The organism is Blautia sp. CGZ-1-C1 (assembly GCF_056504575.1).
This window is the reverse complement of record NZ_JBWLUT010000171.1, coordinates 1-19171: the sequence shown is the minus strand read 5'-3', so window position 1 is coordinate 19171 and position 19171 is coordinate 1. Positions and strand designations below refer to the sequence as shown.

At 39.9% G+C, this 19171-nt stretch carries 13 protein-coding genes, 1 pseudogene and 1 riboswitch; of the genes and pseudogenes, 4 read left to right on the top strand and 10 right to left on the bottom strand.

What is annotated here, in order from left to right:
• Window positions 1-62 precede the first annotated feature (62 nt).
• Window positions 63-563, bottom strand: a pseudogene (locus AC058W_RS15730) (hypothetical protein); the annotation flags it as partial.
• A gap of 257 nt (window positions 564-820) precedes the next feature.
• Window positions 821-4123 (bottom strand): DUF5107 domain-containing protein, encoded by a 3303-nt coding sequence (locus AC058W_RS15725; protein WP_117675943.1) that lies wholly within the window; start codon window positions 4121-4123, stop codon window positions 821-823.
• A gap of 287 nt (window positions 4124-4410) precedes the next feature.
• Between AC058W_RS15725 and AC058W_RS15720 the strand changes: the two genes are divergently transcribed.
• A complete protein-coding gene (locus AC058W_RS15720; RefSeq protein WP_117675941.1) occupies window positions 4411-5280 on the top strand; it encodes an AraC family transcriptional regulator in 870 nt (289 codons plus the stop codon).
• Between the two features lie 133 nt (window positions 5281-5413).
• Here the strand turns inward: AC058W_RS15720 and AC058W_RS15715 are convergent, their stop codons facing one another.
• The 3 genes from AC058W_RS15715 to AC058W_RS15705 all read right to left on the bottom strand — a co-directional run bounded on the left by AC058W_RS15715 (window position 5414) and on the right by AC058W_RS15705 (window position 8986).
• The gene (locus tag AC058W_RS15715; protein ID WP_117675939.1) at window positions 5414-6409 is read right to left on the bottom strand and encodes an arabinose ABC transporter substrate-binding protein; all 996 of its coding nucleotides are present in this window, start codon (window positions 6407-6409) and stop codon (window positions 5414-5416) included.
• Between the two features lie 68 nt (window positions 6410-6477).
• Window positions 6478-7485 (bottom strand): ABC transporter permease, encoded by a 1008-nt coding sequence (locus tag AC058W_RS15710; RefSeq protein ID WP_117675937.1) that lies wholly within the window; start codon window positions 7483-7485, stop codon window positions 6478-6480.
• Window positions 7478-8986, bottom strand: a complete 1509-nt coding sequence (locus AC058W_RS15705; protein ID WP_118517010.1) for a sugar ABC transporter ATP-binding protein — start codon at window positions 8984-8986, stop codon at window positions 7478-7480. Before AC058W_RS15705 ends, AC058W_RS15710 begins: the two co-directional genes overlap by 8 nt.
• A 388-nt stretch (window positions 8987-9374) precedes the next feature.
• Between AC058W_RS15705 and AC058W_RS15700 the strand changes: the two genes are divergently transcribed.
• Window positions 9375-10625 carry an aldose epimerase family protein gene (locus AC058W_RS15700; protein WP_118517011.1) on the top strand — a complete coding sequence of 417 codons (1251 nt, stop codon included), beginning with the start codon at window positions 9375-9377 and terminating at the stop codon, window positions 10623-10625.
• Window positions 10626-10742: 117 nt separating this feature from the next.
• On the opposite strand, the gene AC058W_RS15695 is transcribed toward AC058W_RS15700, so the two are convergent.
• The gene (locus AC058W_RS15695) at window positions 10743-12326 is read right to left on the bottom strand and encodes a GxxExxY protein (RefSeq protein ID WP_118517012.1); all 1584 of its coding nucleotides are present in this window, start codon (window positions 12324-12326) and stop codon (window positions 10743-10745) included.
• A gap of 172 nt (window positions 12327-12498) precedes the next feature.
• Window positions 12499-12602: riboswitch (TPP riboswitch) on the top strand.
• Window positions 12603-12661: 59 nt separating this feature from the next.
• Between AC058W_RS15695 and thiW the strand changes: the two genes are divergently transcribed.
• Together thiW and thiM are read left to right on the top strand one after the other, a co-directional pair.
• Entirely contained in the window at window positions 12662-13249 is a 588-nt protein-coding gene (gene thiW / locus AC058W_RS15690; protein ID WP_117675929.1) for an energy coupling factor transporter S component ThiW, read from the top strand.
• The gene (gene thiM / locus AC058W_RS15685) at window positions 13179-13970 is read left to right on the top strand and encodes a hydroxyethylthiazole kinase (protein ID WP_117845913.1); all 792 of its coding nucleotides are present in this window, start codon (window positions 13179-13181) and stop codon (window positions 13968-13970) included. The genes thiW and thiM overlap by 71 nt, the downstream gene beginning before the upstream one ends.
• Before the next feature lie 278 nt (window positions 13971-14248).
• Here thiM and AC058W_RS15680 read toward each other — a convergent pair whose 3' ends face one another.
• The 4 genes from AC058W_RS15680 to AC058W_RS15665 form a co-directional block, all read right to left on the bottom strand.
• The gene (locus AC058W_RS15680) at window positions 14249-15577 is read right to left on the bottom strand and encodes an MATE family efflux transporter (protein ID WP_118248032.1); all 1329 of its coding nucleotides are present in this window, start codon (window positions 15575-15577) and stop codon (window positions 14249-14251) included.
• 405 nt (window positions 15578-15982) lie between these two features.
• Window positions 15983-17134, bottom strand: a complete 1152-nt coding sequence (locus AC058W_RS15675) for a double-cubane-cluster-containing anaerobic reductase (RefSeq protein ID WP_117675925.1) — start codon at window positions 17132-17134, stop codon at window positions 15983-15985.
• A 39-nt stretch (window positions 17135-17173) separates the two neighbouring features.
• The gene (locus tag AC058W_RS15670; protein ID WP_294441442.1) at window positions 17174-17935 is read right to left on the bottom strand and encodes an acyl-CoA dehydratase activase; all 762 of its coding nucleotides are present in this window, start codon (window positions 17933-17935) and stop codon (window positions 17174-17176) included.
• 243 nt (window positions 17936-18178) lie between these two features.
• Window positions 18179-19171: chloride channel protein (locus tag AC058W_RS15665; protein ID WP_479390297.1), on the bottom strand; the 993-nt coding region annotated here is incomplete at its 5' end.

Here is a 19171-nt window from a genome sequence, read left to right as displayed (position 1 = left end):
TTGCTATAGTTTTCTTTTGTAGTCAATCGGATATTCGCAATCCGCTTTCGCTACTTGCTCATAACCTTCAGTTCAAGGTTCGGTTCTCCTGTTAGATTCTCATAAGACTCTGACAGATAATCAATCCAGCTATCTTCTTTTTCCTCTTTCCCATTATAAAATACAATAAAATTTGGCGCAGAGATTCTCATACGAGTAGATGTATATAAATATTTCCAATTTACCAGTTTCTGATACTCACCAGAAATATAAAACAAGTCTCTTAGCGGCATATTAGGATTATATGTTGACTAATGTTCATACAAAAACAAATTCGTATTTATAATAAACGCCAGATCATTTTTCATTCCCATATAAATCGCATTTTCCAGTGTCACGATCTCCAGCTGTGTCTCATCTGTATATGCAGTCCCGTTAACTGCATTATATAAAGACAACAAGTTCTTCCTGTCTGAAAATAATTTACGAAATACCATATCTTTATACTTACGATTTGCAGCTACACCGCCATGTTCCTGCCGTTTCCTCTTTAAAGTAACTTTTCTGTTCTTTCTTTTTGCCATAGGCAACACCTCCTGTTTTTGCAGGAATGTAAAGAACTTATTGTACTAATCCATATTCCAGTACTCCTGCTTTTCGTCATAATTAATTGGATTTAAAAGCATGGATTTCTGAAATGTAGTTAGAATTATAAGATAGCAAAAATGCCTTGAAATATAAGAGAAATATGCTTTATAGTAATGTTAGCATTACTCTCTTATATTTGCAAGGCATTTTTATCATTGTTACATATTGTGTTTATTGTTATTCTAGAGTGTATTTATTTACTGTCACCTTCAATTCCTCTTAAATACAGTCTTGCCAGAAGATGATGCGGATCAAGCTGAAGTGTTTCTTCAAAATGTTCTTTCGCTTTCTCCAGGTTTCCAAGTCCCAGATTTCCAAGTCCCATCAGATAGCAACAATGCGCTTTGTTCTTTCGGGTAAAGTTTTCATCGAAGATCAGAAGATCCGGATAGGATACTGCGAAGTAATCCATTTTCACTTCATCATAAATATGAGCTTCCCCATAACTGATCAGTTTATAGAATCTGGAATTTGCGGCAACAGGTTCACCCATTTCCTTTAATGCAAGTCCCTGATACATGATCATATCTGCCGGCTGGTCATTATAGAACATCATTCCTGCCGGTTCATCCGTTCCTGTACTTGCTGCCGCGAAAAGCTGCTGTGCTTTCTCTGCATTTCCAAAAGCTTTCTCTGTCAGAGCAAGATAGTAATTAATATTATTATCCTTAGAGCCTTCCAGTTTACCTTCACCCAGATTTTCCGGATATACAAGCGCTTTTTCAAGTAATTCTTTTGCCTCTGTCCAGTCTTCCTTTACGATTGCTTTCTTAGCCATTTCGACAAGTGCGCGGGTATACTGGGTAGTTGCCTTACCTTCTCCGCCTTCCCATGGATGGAACTTTCTTCCCATAAGAAGTTCATACGCTTTTTCATGATTTCCCATATAATTCTGAAGAGTGATATATTCGATAAATACATCATCACGTTCTTCAAAAGTTTCCGGATATTTCTCATAGAATTCCAGACGTTTTTCTACGGAATAATCTAACTTCTTATATAACTGATCCAGTTCCAGGAATACTCTGCTGTCTGTGGTATCCAGCGCAAATGCATGTTCCAGAACTTCCTTCGCTTTCTGCGGTTCCTGACACTTGTTGTAATAAATCAGTGAAAGATTTCTGAACACTGTCGGGAAATTATTGTCCAGTTCTGCTGATTTTTCCCATACTTCTTTTGCTTTTTCATACTGGCGTTTATCATACCATAAGTTACCAATGTAATAATAAGCTTTTGGAAATTCCGGCTGAAGCTTCATTGCCAGTTCCAGTACTTTAATGTCCTCCAGACGGTTCGGGAAACAGCAATAGGAATCTGCAGCATCTGCTTTTGCAATCATCTCTTTTGCTTCTGCTTCTTTTCCAAGTTCATACAGGCATTCTGCACGATAGTAATACAGCATCGGCCATTCTTTATCGCAAATATTTAACAGACCAAGCGCTTCCTCGTAGCATCCGCTCTCCATATAATCAATAGCTGCCTGAATAAAGTTCTGGTGGAAATTACGCATACGGGCTTTCAGTGCCTGTTTCATATCATCCTGTTTCTCAACCTCTGCAAGAAGGATTTCCTCATATGCAGATACATAATCGAAACAGTCAACTTTTTCATTCTCTTTCAGCCATTCTTTTTCTTCTTCTGTTTTTCCCAGTTTACGGAGAATTGCTGCCTTTAATCCTCTTGCTTTAATGTTATGGCTGTTTTTCACAAGACCTTTTTCTACTAATTCAAGAGCTAACGGATAGAATCCTTTTCTCGCAGCAATCGCTGCAAGGAAATAGAAGGACATTTCCTGCTGTTCATTTGACCAGGTTGCTTTAAAGAATGCATCATATGCTTCGTCATAACGTCCCTGATAGAACAGTGTCAGACCAAGATCATAATATGCTTCGCTGTTATATGGATTCGGATTCTTCCATGTCATTCTCTCCAGTGCCTTGCGGAAGTATTTCTCACTTTCTTCCAGAAGACCGCGACGGAACAGAAGCATACCGTAAGCTGTATTCAGTCGGATATCTCCTTCATCTCGCTTCAGTCCTTCCAGATAATAATCATCCGGAAGATAGGTTGCATGACGATACTGCTCAATATGAAGTCCTGTCAGATAAAGTTCTTCACATGTCAGGATTTCCTGTGGATCTTTTGCCGCCTGTGCCGGTTCAGGAATCTTCGGAATCTTCTCTTCAAGTGGAGTAAATTCTACAAGTTCTCTTCCCTCTGCGTTAAATACGCGGACAGTGATATCTGTCTTCTTTTCTGCCTGAACGTTGACTTTCTTTTCATATACAGCTACCGGTGAAATATCAACAGTTTCTTCAAATACTACTTCATCTTTCTTCTCCAGAACTACTTTCGCATTCTTTTCTTCTCCGGTTGTATAAACACGTAAGAAAACTTCATTACCTTCAATTTCCATATTGACCATAGCATCAATCGTTGCATTCTTTACATAGCCAACTTTTTTGTATGGCATAAAGTACTGCTTAAATGTTTTCTCCTCGAAAGGCTTCAGCCATGTAAAATCTGGCTGGTTATCTGTATATACACCTGTCATCAGCTCAATATACGGACCGTCTTCATCTGTAAGATTTCGATCCCATGCTTTACCAAAATCACCACAGCCCCATGTCCACTGCTTCTTACCTGGAGAAATATGATGGTCTGCTACATGAAGGATTCCTGCTTCTTCTCTGTAATCATATCCACCAACAAAGTCAAAATCTGATTTTTCTGCCATGTAAGAGGTCGGAACCGGAATGTTTTTATAACGGGAAATATCCACACCGGCGCTGTAATCATGTTTATAATATACACCTGTAGCGATAGGGAATTTAGATACGTCTCGTTTTCCATGATCCATAACCGCATGTACATCTGGCGGAAAAACAGATTGCGTATAATCGTTTACAGGTACTGCCGGATTTGCCCACCAAAGAAAAGTCTGAGCCATTGGCGTACGGTTATAAAGCTGTCCACGAATCTCAATATACGCTTTATCAGGATACAGAGTGAAACTTGCAATTCCTTTTGTTCCATACATCTGATCCACGTCATTGACCATAACTGTTTTGCTTCCGTCTTCATGTTCAGTAACTGTATAGTCTACCGGAAGATATGTAGTCGGACGATGGTGCTGTGGCCAGTTAAATTCGATACCACCGGAAATCCATGGTCCTGTCAGACCAACCAGTGCCGGTTTAATTACATGATTGTAGTATACAAAATCATATCCATTTGTTTTATCATATGCTCTCTGAATTCTGCCGCCAAGTTCAGGAAGAACCATCACTTTAATATACTGATTTTCCAGATAAACAGCTTTCCATGCTTTATCCTTTTTGACATCTTCTATTTTTTCAATAACCGGATATGGATATACCCTTCCGGAACTTCCCTGATATACTCGTTTTTCAGAAAAAATCGGATTCTTTTCTGCTGCACCGATCTCATAAGTAGGGATGATTACTTCCTCTTCCCAGATTCTTACTTCTTCCATGTTACTTACCTCCCAATTTACATACCAGTGTATCAATTTGTCTGTACACTAGCTTTTTCTCAACTGCGAAAATACAAATCATTAATCTAACTACGTTACTATCCACTCCATTTTCAATAACGTAGCTAAAATTCATTCCAGCTTTCCTGTGACAATGAATTTTCATAATGTTTTTTTATTGCTTTCTATTTCTTTTTGTGATAGCTTAATTATATATGTTAATTACTGAATATTCATTACTGTAACTTGCTTATGAGTTTAAAAAAATTGCTATAAGGAGAGTCATTATGAGAACAAAAGAAAACTTAGTAAATCCCGCTTCTGATTACTATCTCTATCAGCCAAGCACGATTGCTTCCAAACTTTATCTTTATCCGAAAGAAATCGGATATTTTTACTATGAACCAGGATACTGGCGCTCCAGAATTCAATACAACAGTTTTCTTTTAATGTATATTGCCAAAGGAACCTGTCAGGTTCTTCTTCCAGATCAGCAACTTCAGAATGCTGTTGCCGGACAGGTTGTTCTTATTGACTGTTACGTTCCTCACGAATATGGCTTTGACTGTGACGCAGAAGTTTCCTGGATACATTTTGACGGTCCACTCGCCAGAGATTTTTATGATCTTATCACCGCCAGCCATGGAAACATTATTTCTCCTTCCAATTCATTTCCCATTACAAATGGTCTGGATCAGATGTTACATGTCTTTCGTAATTCCAAACCACTGAAAGAGGGAGAAGCTTCAGAAATGATCACGCAAATGCTTAATACGCTATTGTATACCCGGGCATATTCCGGAAATACCACTTCTCACTTCAAAGTAGTAGAAAAATCCCGGGCATATATCAATGAACACTTCAGCGAACCTCTAACCTTGGAACAACTTGCCAAAAATGCCAATATGAGCCCTTTTCATTTTTCGCGTGTGTTTACTGCTCAGACCGGCTTCACTCCTCATCAATACCTTATTGCCACAAGAATCAATTCTGCCAAATTCCTGTTAAAGCTGCCTGATGTCCCTGTTAAGGAGATTGCCTTTGGTTCAGGATTTAACAGCGAAAGCAGTTTCTGTTCCACTTTCCGCAAGTGGGAAAATATGACTCCAAGTGAATACAGGCAGCAAATGATTCTGTCTTCCGAAGATACTAAATAAGTCCCAGTCTGCGAACCAAATATAAAAAGAATCAGAAACTGCCACTCGCAATCTCTGATTCTTTTTTTATTAAACATTATTCTTAACTGATACCGATTATCTTTCAGAAATAAAAGACTGAAAATATAATCTCTTAGTTAGCAGCATCGCCCATTACATCTTTGTAGTTTTCAGGTGTAACAATTTCTGCATCTACTGCTGTTTCCATATCAACGTCATCTCCATTGATCAGTTTCATCAGAACATCTACAGATCCCTGACCTACAGAATCAGATGAGAAATAAGCAGCTGCTTTCATACATGTTCCATCAGCACCTTTGTCATTCCACTCATCTTTTGCCATATAAGCACCAAGACCTACTACACATGCATTTGCATCCAGACCAGCTGTTTCAAGAGCGCGGCATGCACCAATAGTTCCTTCTTCATTTGCACCCATTACCATCCATGTTGTAATCTGTGGATTTGCTGTAAGTACAGCTGCTGCTGCAGTATTTCCTTTATCTGTAGTTCCATCATAGTCTGCATAGAAAATATTGTCTTCATTGAAATCCGGGCATACTTCTTTGAATTTATCATATTCGCCTTCTGCACGCGGTACGCAGCTGGAAACAGTATCCATAGTCATGATAAGAAGACCAACTTCATCTTTTCCAACAAGATCATTGTCCTTTGCATAATTTGCCATCCACTCACCATTTGTCTGTCCGATTGCATAAGCATTAATTCCTACCCATGGAGCTAATTTCTCTCCTGCATCATCCTGAAGTGCATCATCACATGCAACAATCGGAATATCTGCATCTTTTGCCTTATCAACGGCTGCCTGAGAAAGTGTCTGGTCAGGTGTACAGGTAATGATACCACTTGCATTGTTTGCAACTGCATTATCAATTGCTTTTAAATATTCTTCCGGACTCATCTTAGCATCTACATAGATGAATTCTCCACCGGCATCCTCAACAGCTTTCTTTGCCGCATCACCTTCATCGATAAACCATGTCTGATCACCGGCTTTATAAATTCCATATACTACCAGCTTATCTGCTGCGCTTGCTGATACTGCAGGTACTACCATACTTACTGCCATTGCTGCTGCCAGAACTACACTCATCACTTTTTTCTTCATGTCATTTTCCTCCTTAGGATATATATGTTTTGCTATATTCAGTCACACCCCACGTGTGAAAGTTTCTCTTATTTAATGTTCTTCATGCTTGCTTCCAGAAGCTCTTTCTCACGTTTCTGCTTACGGATAAAGTCAGATGTCAGAGCGAAAAGAAGAAGTGCACCTCTTGCTACATACTGCCAGAAAGTAGAAACATTTACCATAATCAGACCTGTATTAAATGCCTGAATCAGGATAACACCAAGAATCGTTCCGAACATGTCACCTACACCACCGGCAAAGGAAACACCGCCAAGGATAACAGCTGTGATCGCATCAAACTCAAGGTTAATATTTGCTGCTGGCTGTCCGGAGTTCATACGGGATGAAAATACGATTCCACCTAATGCTGTCAAAGCTCCAATGATAACGAAACAACTTGTAACAATTTTCTGTGGATTCAGACCTGCAAGTCTTGCTGCCTCCTGACTTCCACCGATTGCATATACGCTACGTCCAAATTTAGTCTTTGCAAGGATAAATCCAAAAATTACAAATGCAAGGATCATCAGCCATACAGATACAGGAATCGTCAGTAATCTTGCTTTTCCGATTGTCAGATAAGCTTTATTACTGATAGATACTGGTTTACCATCACAGATAATGTAAGCAAATCCTCTCATAATGTTCTGTGTTACCAGAGTTGCAATGAATGCTTCCAGTTTAATCTTATTAACCATCCATGCATTAAAGAAACCTGTTGCCACACCGGCAAGTAAAACAACAGCTATTGTAAGAATAAACGGAACATTTTTTGAAAGTAACAATGCTGCCAGTGTTCCGCAGAAAGCTGCCAGAGAACCAGGTGACAGGTCGTTCTGTCCTGCAATGATCAGATATGTATGTCCAACCGCTACCAGACCGACCAGTGAAGCGGCAACCAGCAGGTTTACCATATTCGCCCATGTCAGAAAGTTCTTATTTAAAAATGTAAATAATGCAAATACAATAATGATCGCTGCTATCAAAATCAGCTTATCACCACCGATTTTATTTAAAATGCTTTTTTTCTCTTTTTTAGTTTCAATATTACTCATTTGCTTCCTCCCCCATCATTCCCAGGCTTAACAGCTTGTCTTCGGTAGCCTCTTCTCTCATTACCTCACCGGAAATACGTAAGGATTTCATAACAATAATTCTGTCTGAAAGTCCGATAACTTCCGGCATTTCTGAAGAAATAAGAATTACGCCGAGTCCCTGTTTTGCAAATTTACAGATCATACTGTAGAATTCTGATTTTGCACCTACGTCAATACCCTTCGTAGGCTCATCCAGGATCAGGACTTTCGGATTCGTTGCAATTCCTCTGGCAACAATACATTTCTGCTGATTACCACCGGAAAGCTCTACAATCTTTTTATCAGGGGATGGTGTTTTAACTTTAAACTCTCTGATTCCCCAGTCAGCTTCCTCCGCTTCTTTCTTCTTATCTATCACACCAAGTTTATTCGAATTCTTATCCATCAGTGCAATATTGATGTTTCCTGCAATACTCAGGTTACTTAGAATACCTTGCAGTTTACGGTCTTCAGGCACCAGTACGATACCGTTATCCATTGCTTCCTTCGGAGATCTGTTTACGATTTTTTTACCTTCCAGATAAACCTCACCGGTTTTCATTTTATCTGCGCCAATAATGGCTCTCATCAATTCTGTTCTTCCGGCTCCTACCAGACCTGAGAAACCAAGTACCTCTCCTTTATGAAGTACAAAGGAATTCTCTTTTACATAATCTGAAGATACGCCTTTAACTTCCAGAAGAACATCACCAATCTTATCGTTTCTGTCCAGGTTCTTAAAGATATCACCCAGATCACGTCCAACCATCATCTTGATCAGCTGCTGTTCCGGAACTTCTTTTGTAATTACTGTATCTACATAATGACCATCTTTAAAGATTGCTACTTTATCTGCAATCTGCTGAATTTCTTTCATTCGATGAGATACATAAATAATAATCTTGCCCTGAGCTTTCAGTTTCGCTATAACTTCAAAAAGGCTGTCAATCTCTGCATCACTTAAACTGGCTGTAGGTTCATCAAAACAGATAACTTTAAGATTTTCACGACTGTATGCCTTCATAATCTCTACCATCTGCTGATATGCAATGCTTAAATCTTTAACCTTGGTTGTCGGCGATATTGGAAGCCCAAAATCATCAATAATTTTCTGTGCCATCTGATTTGCTTTAGCTTTATCAATAATTCCAAATTTCTTTGATGGCATACGTCCCAGATAAATATTCTCAGCCACACTCAGTTCCAGCAGAATCTGGCGTTCCTGGTATATTACGCTGATTCCTTCCTGAATTGCTTCGTGGGGGGAACTGAAATGTTTCTGTACACCATCCAGAAGATATTCTCCATTTGTCGGTTGATAATCTCCATTAAGTACTTTCAGCAATGTGGATTTTCCGGCACCATTTTCTCCAAGAAATGCAAGTACCTCTCCGCCATATGCTTTGAAACATATATTATCCAGCGCTTTTACACCAGGGAAATACTTTGAGATATTTTTAAACTCGAGTACACTACTCATGTGCTTTCCCTCCTTCTCTTATCTGATTACCGTTCACTCTGTAACCAGTAACCTTATCTGAGTTTTATTATAGACGTGATGCTTCCGTATTGCATTACTTGAAATTGCTATGGAGTTTAAAAAAATTGCTATTTTTGTGTAGCTTGTTTATAATTTCACGAAATGATTTTCGTTTTTATACACTTTTTACATTTTATAGATTTATATTTTGTGCAATTATGTTTTCTTTATCTGTTTCTCCCTTGTTTTTTTTATCTTTCTCCGTCATTTTTATAACTGTCATTTTATTTTTTCTTGAAAAAATACTGTTTTTACGTTACAGTATGGCTATGTACCATAATAAAAAAGTACAATCTGAATTGTAATATGAAAGTGAGGAATATTTGATATGTTAATCAGTCAAAGTACTAAAAAATCACCATTTTCTGATATATGCAGGCAATATATCACTGTCAGACTGACCTGTAATGACGGTTTTTCTGTAACCTTATGCTCCATCGGAGCCTCCATACGTCAAATTCTTTTCCCTGCTTCTGATGGTGGCTTAAAAAATATTGCGCTTGCTTTTGATGAGGATACCGCTTATTTTTCCAATTCACTCTATGCCGGTGCCACACTTGCCCCATGCGCAGGACGTATTTCACATGGGAAACTTTCTATAAATGACAGCGTTTACTCTTTGTCTCTTAATGAAAATAATACTCATACTCTTCATGGTGGATCTCATAATGCATCTTTTAAAAACTGGGAACTTGTATCTGCTGAGATTGATACTAAAGATAACTTTGATAACAGGCTGATTTCTTCCGATAAATATTCCACTCACACTAATGCTACCGATGCCTTTTCTATCGAAACTACCACTGATATATGTCCCGCTCAACATAACCATACTTTAGTAGAAAGTGCTACTGTAGTTTTTAGAATCATATTAGAAGACGGTCTGGATGGATTTCCCGGAAAACGGGAAATAAAAGCCATCTATACACTAAAAGAAGATCATACTCTCACCTTACGATATGAGGCAATTTCTGATAAAGATACATATTTTAATATTTCAAACCATACATATTTCAACCTATCCGGTGATTACTCAAGTTCTGCATTAACTCATAAACTGCAAATTCAGGCAGACAAATATATATGCAATACACCTGAATTCATTCCTGAAAGCATTGTATCAGTTAAAAACACACCTTTTGATTTTCGTCGGTCCATATCACTTCTGGAACAGATGCAAGCATATCCGGACGATATACAGCTGAAACGAAACAAAGGATTTAATCACGAATTTATCCTAAACCATGATAGTCCAAATCATGATAAAAATGAAAGAATTACAATGCCGTTGTCTTCACCAAATACGCCTGACCTGACATGCACTTCCCCAGACAATTCCATTCAACTTCAGATTACATCTGACGCTCCTTGCGCAGTTATATACTCTGGAGGTTATTTTGAAAACGGAATAAAGCTGAAAGATAATCAACTCACAAGCCCAAGCTGTGCTCTTGCATTTGAATTTCAAAGTTACCTGGATGCCCCAGGCAATTTTGACTTTCCATATCACATTACAAAAGCAGGAGAATTATGGAACAGACAAATCTGCTATCGATTTCTGAATCCTTCTGGAATGTAATCAGAAGTATAAAGTAGCAAAATGCCTTGAATATAAGAGTATATATAATATATCCTCTCAAATTTTCAAGGCATTTTATTTCCAAATCTTTCTACATAAAACTTACCAAACCGACATCTACACCACAACCTCAAGAATCTTTTTCTCTTTGTATCTTATCTCATGAATCCCTGTCTTCTTCTGCTTATTAAAATTAAAGCTCAAAAGATATCCTCTCTCCTGCTTATAAGCTTCCAGATACTCAAACAACTGCTTTTCCCCACGTTTATTATACTCATCACCATGCCAGATTTTCAGCTCAATGATAAACTGCTTTCCCCTATAATCAACAATAATATCTGTTCTCTTATTATCTCGCGTTCTCGCCTCAATATAATAATTTCCTGTCCCATTAATGATTGGTTTTAAATACAGCAGGAATAATTTTCTTCCATTTTCCTCAATAAATTTCTGATCATTATCGGAATAAATTTCTTCAAAATGCTCATAAAATTTCTTCATAACCAGATCCATCTGAAGCATTCCGGAAATAATAAACTGATTCCGGTCAGAAACCGACGCCACATACATCGCATCATTAATTGCCATCTCAGCTAAGAACAAATCATACAACTGTGTCTCAAAAATTCTGTTAGAAATCGCAACAATTCCATGATTATCCTTAAGAAATCCAAATGTCACTCCCAGATCAATTAACGGAGTTTCTCTCTTAAACGGAAAACTTACTCCTGAGAACAAAATACTCTGCATCATCTCTTTCAATTTAGGATAATCCAGCAATTTCTTCGTCATATCATCAAACAATGTGTTTGGCTCTTTTAATAACAATTTCACTGCTGCCAGAACTCCCTCTTTTGTCCATACCAACACATTTGTCAAAAATTCATCCGTTCCCAAAATCCGCTCATCCATAATCTGGCACATCCGCGAAACCAGATACGGATAACCACTTGTATAATCATAAATCAGCTGGCTGATTTTCCGAATATCCATTCCCGTCTGATGATCCTGCTCATATTCATTCAGCATGCTTTCAATATCTTTAACTGAAAAGCTCATATCCAGGCGAAAATCTACCGCAATATTCCATGGACTGTTATACTTCGATTCCTCCTGTGGATGCAGTTTTAGTTTTAAAGTTTTTACATCATGCACACCTGCCAGAACCACTGACTGAAATGTAGAATCCTTCCCCTGCTGCCATTTCAGATATTTCTCTCTCAGCAGTCCGAGAAAAGAAAGAAAAATCTGATTATCAGAACTTTTATCCACTTCATCTATCATCAAAACTATCTTTTTTCCACATGATTTACACAATGATGTGATTTTCATTCCAAGCGAACGCATTGGAAACTTTTCAGAAAGAGGGCTGATCCAGTCATTTACCGTTTTCTCCGCAACATTCTGTTCCCGAAGACATTCTCCAATATCAAGCACCAGTCCTTCTGCCAGACTGGTCAAAGATTCAAAATATTCATCTGCCGCCTCGAAACTCAAACTCAATACCAGATAATCTTCCCTGAGTTTTCTTTCCAGTAAAAATAAAGTCGTTGTTTTCCCATACTGCCGCGCACGGTTTATCGTGAAGTATTGTCCTTGTTCGATGTAATCTTTTGTGATGCGGTCAATTCTGTCACTGATATCTACCATATAGTTTTTCTCTGGAACACAAGTTCCTGTAATGCAAAATTTTTTCGCCATGACCGTATCCTCCTGACCTAGTTTACAGACCAGACGGATATACACAATCCGTCTTCGCTACTTGTTTGATTTGATTAAATTGTAACACGAACCAAAACCGGTTACAATCATCTCTCATTGACTTTTCCATACTGTTGTGTTACCCTAACAGCAGTAAAAAAATTTGCATATGGATAATAACAACGGGAGCCTGTGTGACAGGCTGAGAGGAAGATATATCTTCGACCGCACCTGATATGGATAATGCCAGCGTAGGGAATGTATGAATGAATCGAAATCTGCCAGTGTATTATTCCGGCAGATTTTTTATATTCTACAACTTAAGGAGGTTCACAATGAACACAGACAGAGCAAAAACATTCCGAATGGTTATGCTCGCCATGATGGTTGCCATCGGCGTAGTCATTTCACCAATTCTGAGAATCGAGGGAATGTGCCCGACCGCACACCTGATCAACATCGTCTGTTCCGTACTTCTGGGACCATGGTATTCACTTCTGTGTGCCACTCTCATCGGAATTATCCGTATGATGTTTATGGGTATCCCACCACTGGCACTGACAGGTGCCGTATTCGGTGCATTTTTATCCGGTGTTTTCTACCGCGCATCCCATGGAAAAATCATCTGCGCAGTGATCGGTGAAATCTTCGGAACCGGTATTATCGGTTCTCTGGTTTCCTATCCTGTCATGGCATTTCTTATGGGAAGAAGTGGACTGAACGCATTCTTTTACACACCAATGTTTCTGGCAGCAACCTGCATGGGCGGTACCATCGCCTACTTCTTCCTGAAAGCATTAAGCCACTCAGGAATGCTTGCCAAATTTCAGCAAAGCCTTGGAGCAAAAGTATATGATCGAAAATCAGACAAGAACCAGACAACTCACCAGAGCAGCACAGCCGCTGATTCACTGCATCACTAATCCGATTTCTATCCATGACTGTGCCAATATCATCCTGGCGGCAGGAGGCCGCCCAATCATGGCAGAACACCCTGCGGAAGTAGCCGAAATCACCAGCCACGCGCAGGCACTGGCATTAAACCTCGGTAACATCACCGATGCCCGTATGGAGTCCATGCCGAAGTCCTTAAAAACTGCTGGCATCATTCACATTCCAGTCATGCTCGATCTGGTAGGAACTGCATGTAGCACTCTTCGCTATGAATTTGCGCAAAAACTTATGAACATTCATATGCCAGAACTTCTAAAAGGAAATATGTCCGAACTCCTTGCGATGTCCGGACAGACCGCTCACGCGATCGGTATCGACGCAGGTACACAGGATACGCTCACAGACGCCAACCGTTCCCACCTGCTGGAACTCTTCCAGGAAAAAGCAGCTCAGTGGAACACCACACTCCTTATTACCGGAAAAGAAGATATGGTTGTCTCAGCCGACAAATGTACATTCATTATGCGCGGCACTCCTGCCATGTCGCAGATTACCGGAACCGGATGTATGCTTGGAATGATCTGTGCTACTTATCTGGCAGTTACCGATCCGTTCACTGCTGCCGTATCTGCTGCTACAGAATTTGGCATTGCCGGGGAAAAAGCAGAAAAAAACAGCTCCGGTCCCGGAAGTTTCCAGGTGGAACTGTTCGATCAGTTTTATAATCTTACACAGCAGGATATTTTTTAGCCGAATCAAGTAAGTCTCTCCGAATAAACTGCATAACAGTTATTCCGTGTAAAACTATGTATCGAAAGCAGCTTAAAAATACCCTCCTATTAAAAAAGTCCTTCCAGATGCTTCAGATAAATTCTTATCTCATTAATCTCGGAAGGACTTTTTCTTTTACTAAAATAAAAAATTTCTTATTCTATATGCTTTTATAACAATCAATCGGATATTCGCCATCCGCTTTCGCTACTTGATTCGGTTAAACTCTTGCTATTCTATTATATTTCTTAAGTATCTTACGCCTCCGCTCCACGCATCTTCGCCAACTCTCTTCTGGCAAACACAATCGCCAGCACAAATGCCGCAGCATCAGCAATCGGACCTGCATACATCACGCCATCAATTCCCATAAATAACGGGAAGATAACAATCAATGGCAACAGGAAAATTACCTGTCGTGTCAGTGACATAACAATACCCAGCTTCGCCTTTCCAATAGATGTAAAGAATCCGGATGACATTGGCTGAATTCCATTTGCAAATGTCATAAACATAAAGATTTTCAGATAACGTTCCGCAAACTGGAAATACAGATCACTTCCTGTTCCAAAAATCCCCACAATCTGGTGTGGAAACAGCTGGAAACATAAAAAGAATATCGTTGCGATTACCGTACAGGCAGTTACAGAATAACAATACGCCTGTCGAACTCTGTCATATTTTTTCGCTCCGTAATTAAATCCCCAGATTGGCTGACTTCCCTGAGAAATTCCAATGCAGATAGCCATAAATACCTGATTTACCTTAGAAATAACTCCAACACACGCAATCGGAATATCACTTCCATAAACCGAATTTCCACCATAATAACGCAGAATATTATTCAGCACGATCTGCACAATTGCCATGGCAATCTGGTTAATACAGGAAGCAAGCCCCAGTGAAATAATTGCCTTCAGGTATCTCATTCTCGGTTTCAGCATCTCACTTGTCAGACTCATATTTCGGAATTTCCAAAAATATACAACTACCAGAATTCCAGAAACGATCTGCCCAATCACAGTTGCCCATGCAGCGCCCTTAATTCCCCATCCAAATACAAAAATAAATAATGGATCAAGAATCGTATTGATAACCGCACCTATCATAATACAAGTCATAGAATAAGTCGGGCTTCTGTCCGCTCTGACAACATGATTGCCGCCAACAGACAAAATGTAAAACGGAAGTCCAAATGCAGTAATTCCTGTATAATCAACCGCATACGGCATCACATCCGTAGTTGCCCCAAACAATATCAGCAACGGTTTCAAAAACACCAGAACAATCACCGCAAGAATCACACCACTGATTACCAGTGAAGATAAAGCCGTACCTGCAATCCCACTGGCCTTCTTCTCCCGTCCTGCTCCCATTTCCAGATTATAATTCGACGCACCTCCGATTCCCAGAAGCAACGCCAGTGCAGTGGCAATCGTCGTAACAGGAAATGCCACATTGGTAGCTGCATTTCCCAGCATTCCCACACCCTGTCCGATAAAAATCTGGTCCACAATATTGTACATTGCGCTGACCAGCATACTGATAATCGCAGGAATCGCAAACTTTGCGATCAGTCCACCCATCGGTGCTACACCAAGTGGATTTTGTCCCAGTGAATTCGCCTCCCGCGTACCTTGATTATTTTTTTCCAAGTAAAATTCTCCTTCTTTCCCTCAATTTTTCATAGGTTTTTCATTCGCAGCGTTATCCTTAATCTCCGTAACTGCCACTTATTTATAGTAAAATCCTATTTTTAATTTTATAGCACAGCATTTACTTTACCATTTCTTAATCTTTCCTGCAATGCAAAAAGCATGCAAACTCTTTCTGTTTTTAAAAGATTTGCATGCCTTTTCTGTTATTATTTACTTTGTATTTTCTGAGCTTATTCACCAAAACATAATTCACAGTGGATAAATGTATTCGTCCAGTGGATATTAACACTCAGCTTTCTCTACTGACAGAAATACACATACCCCACTCCTGAATTACAGCATCTCGATCAACGCAGCTATTCGTGTATTCAGCTGTCCCACATCCGACTGAGAATAATCAGTCTCCACATGAAGATACGGAATCTTCTTTTCTTCCCTTACAAATCTGCCAACCTTACCGGCTTCCACATTATATGTATGACAGGCCTGTAAAGTCATCTCCACAACTGCCTCTACCTGATATTCATCAATCAGCTCATTCAGAAGCTCAAAACGATTCGGATTCGGAGTCATAACTGAACATCCGATATTCAGATAACGTCTCGCAATTGCCTCATAGATATCCGGATCACTCTCATCAATCAGTCTGTCCACACTCTTTGCACCGGAACAGTTTTCAAAAGCAACAACCACGCCGCCGTTTTCTTCAATGGCCTTCACAACTTTCATCGTAGCTCCGCCCATTGGACATCCTGTGATCAGGATACGATGTTTCTTTCCTTCATTTTTGCCTGCTGCATATTCTTCTTTTACCTTCGCTGTCAGTGCATCAATCTCTGCCGGAACCTTAGAACGGTCAAATTTAAAGGTTGTTCCATACAAAACATTGTAAAGATTTTCTCCTTTCATCGGTGCCGGATCCATTTTCATCAACTCATAGAAATCTTTCAATGCGCGACGTCCTTCATTACTGATACGAACTGCTTCACGCAGTTTCTCCTCTGTAATTTCCACGTCAAATTTCTTCTCCAGATATTCCTTGAATCGGATAATTTCACTCTTCCAATACTGCAATGCAGCCTCTGTCTGTTTATGCGGAAGTTCCAGAATAAATACATCTTTAAACTCAGACATAAACTCATACATTTTCTTTTTACCATCACAGGTAGTCTCTCCAACTACAACATCTGAAAAATAAAAGAATGGACATTTATCCGTCACTGCAAAACCATAGCTTGCCTTGATCAATGGGCAGAGATTTTTCGGCAGTGTCTGCTCAGCCACCGGAATCGTCTCATCAGACATCGAACATAAACCTACAGAAGCCGCACCCATCGCCATCGCGATCTCCTGTGGAAAATAAGTACAGTAAGAACCAATAACCGGAATATTCTGGTCCTTAATCTTCTTAATTGCAAGGAATGAATTCTTCCTCTGCTCTGCAAACTCCTCAAATACTTCAGGTAAATCTTTAATTACTTCCATTTTATATGTACCTCTCTTTCTTATATAGTTTTATTTCATTTATTTCGTTTTCTCTCTTGCAAGTAATGCCGCGCCAAGTGCTCCTGCATACCTTCCGTCTCTCATAGCACTGACATTACATTCCAGTTTCTCCGAGAGAATCTCTGCAAAATACGGACATTCACTCAGTCCTCCCGTAAGAATCACTGTCCCATGAAGCTGTTTTCTCCTTGCAAGCTGAGCTACCTTTTCTGCCACAGAATGAACCACTCCCGCCGCAATATCTTCCCTGCTTCGTCCCTCTCCGATCATACTGATCACTTCAGACTCCGCAAACACCGTACATAGCGAACTGATTGATACCGCATTACCCTGTGAGGCCAGTTCAAATAATTCCTCAATCGTAACTCCCAGCCTGTTCGCCATAATCTCCAGAAACTTGCCCGTCCCTGCAGAACATTTATCATTCATAAGAAAATCCTGGATCATCCCCTGCTCTACCAGAATTACCTTCGTGTCCTGACCGCCTACGTCAATAATAGCGCAGTCATTTCCCGCCATTTCTCTTCCGCCTCTTCCATGACACGTAATCTCCGTTATCACAAAATCCGCATAATCCACCGCCACACGTCCATACCCTGTAGCGGCTACTCGAACCACTTCACCCTTTACATCAATTCCTTCAGCCAGAAGTCTTGAAGCAATTTCTGAAGCCGTCTCCTTACTACTCCAACCTGTAGGAAGCACAAATTTAATTTCCTTATCACCAGTCACAACCGTTTTAGAAGCTGTCGATCCAATATCAATTCCAACATAATACATTTTTCTCACCGCCCTTCTTATAATAATTCAAAAATATATTTCCTGTCCTTCTTATCCTGTTAAACTATAACTTTCATTATACTCTTGCAGTTAAAGAATCAGAAATTAAAAAATAAAATAAAAGCAGGAGATTTATTGCATTTATCAATAAATCACACCTGCTCTCAAATTATTTTCCTTCATTCAATCCTTCACTACCCATATTACTCTTCGTAATTACAGTAAAAGTCATTACTTATTCATTTAAAACCTCGTATGCCTATTCACATATTTCGCCTTATACTTTGAATACACAATCGTCTGATCCTTATACAATCCATAATATCCTGAAGCCGCATAGCTGATAGACACCGCGATCAGATAAAAAGAAACACCCTTAAATCCAAACATCTCAAATGCAATCAGAATCGATGTGATCGGACAGTTTGTCACTCCACAGAACACAGCAGCCATACCACATGCCGCACAGATAGACGGTGAAAGTCCCAGCCAGTTTCCCATCACACATCCAAACGTTGCCCCGATACAAAACGACGGTACAATCTCACCACCACGAAAGCCTGCACGCATCGTCAATGCGGTCAAAATCAGCTTCCAGAAAAAATCCAACGGCCTTGCCTGCCCTTCTTCCACTGCTTTCTCGATCAATTCCGCACCAGCTCCCATATAATCTGTTGTCCCAAGAAGCAATGTAATTCCAATTACAAGACAGGCACCCACAACTACACGGACATACGAATTTTTAATCCATCTTGTATAAACCCCTGCAACACCGTTCAATACCATACAAAATACAATACTGACCACTGCACATCCACATGCCACAACTCCCATTTTCAAGCCAGTCTCAATCGTCAGCTCCGGAATATCCACCACATGAAAAGCCTCCGGCGTAACTCCCATTCCGGCAGCAAACCCAGATGCGACCAATGAAGCGATCATACAAGGCATCAATGCCGTATAATACATAACTCCCACACTTACAACTTCCAGCGCAAACACAGCTGCCGCCATCGGTGTTCCAAACAATGCGGAGAAAGCTGCACTCATACCGCACATAACAATCACATGCCGATCCTCTTCATCCAGATGAATCCATCTTCCGAGCTGATTCGCAATACTTCCGCCAAGCTGAATCGCAGCTCCCTCACGTCCCGCGGAACCACCCGCCAGATGCGTAAGCGCCGTAGAAATAAAAATCAACGGTGCCGACAAAAGTGGCACATCATCCTGTGA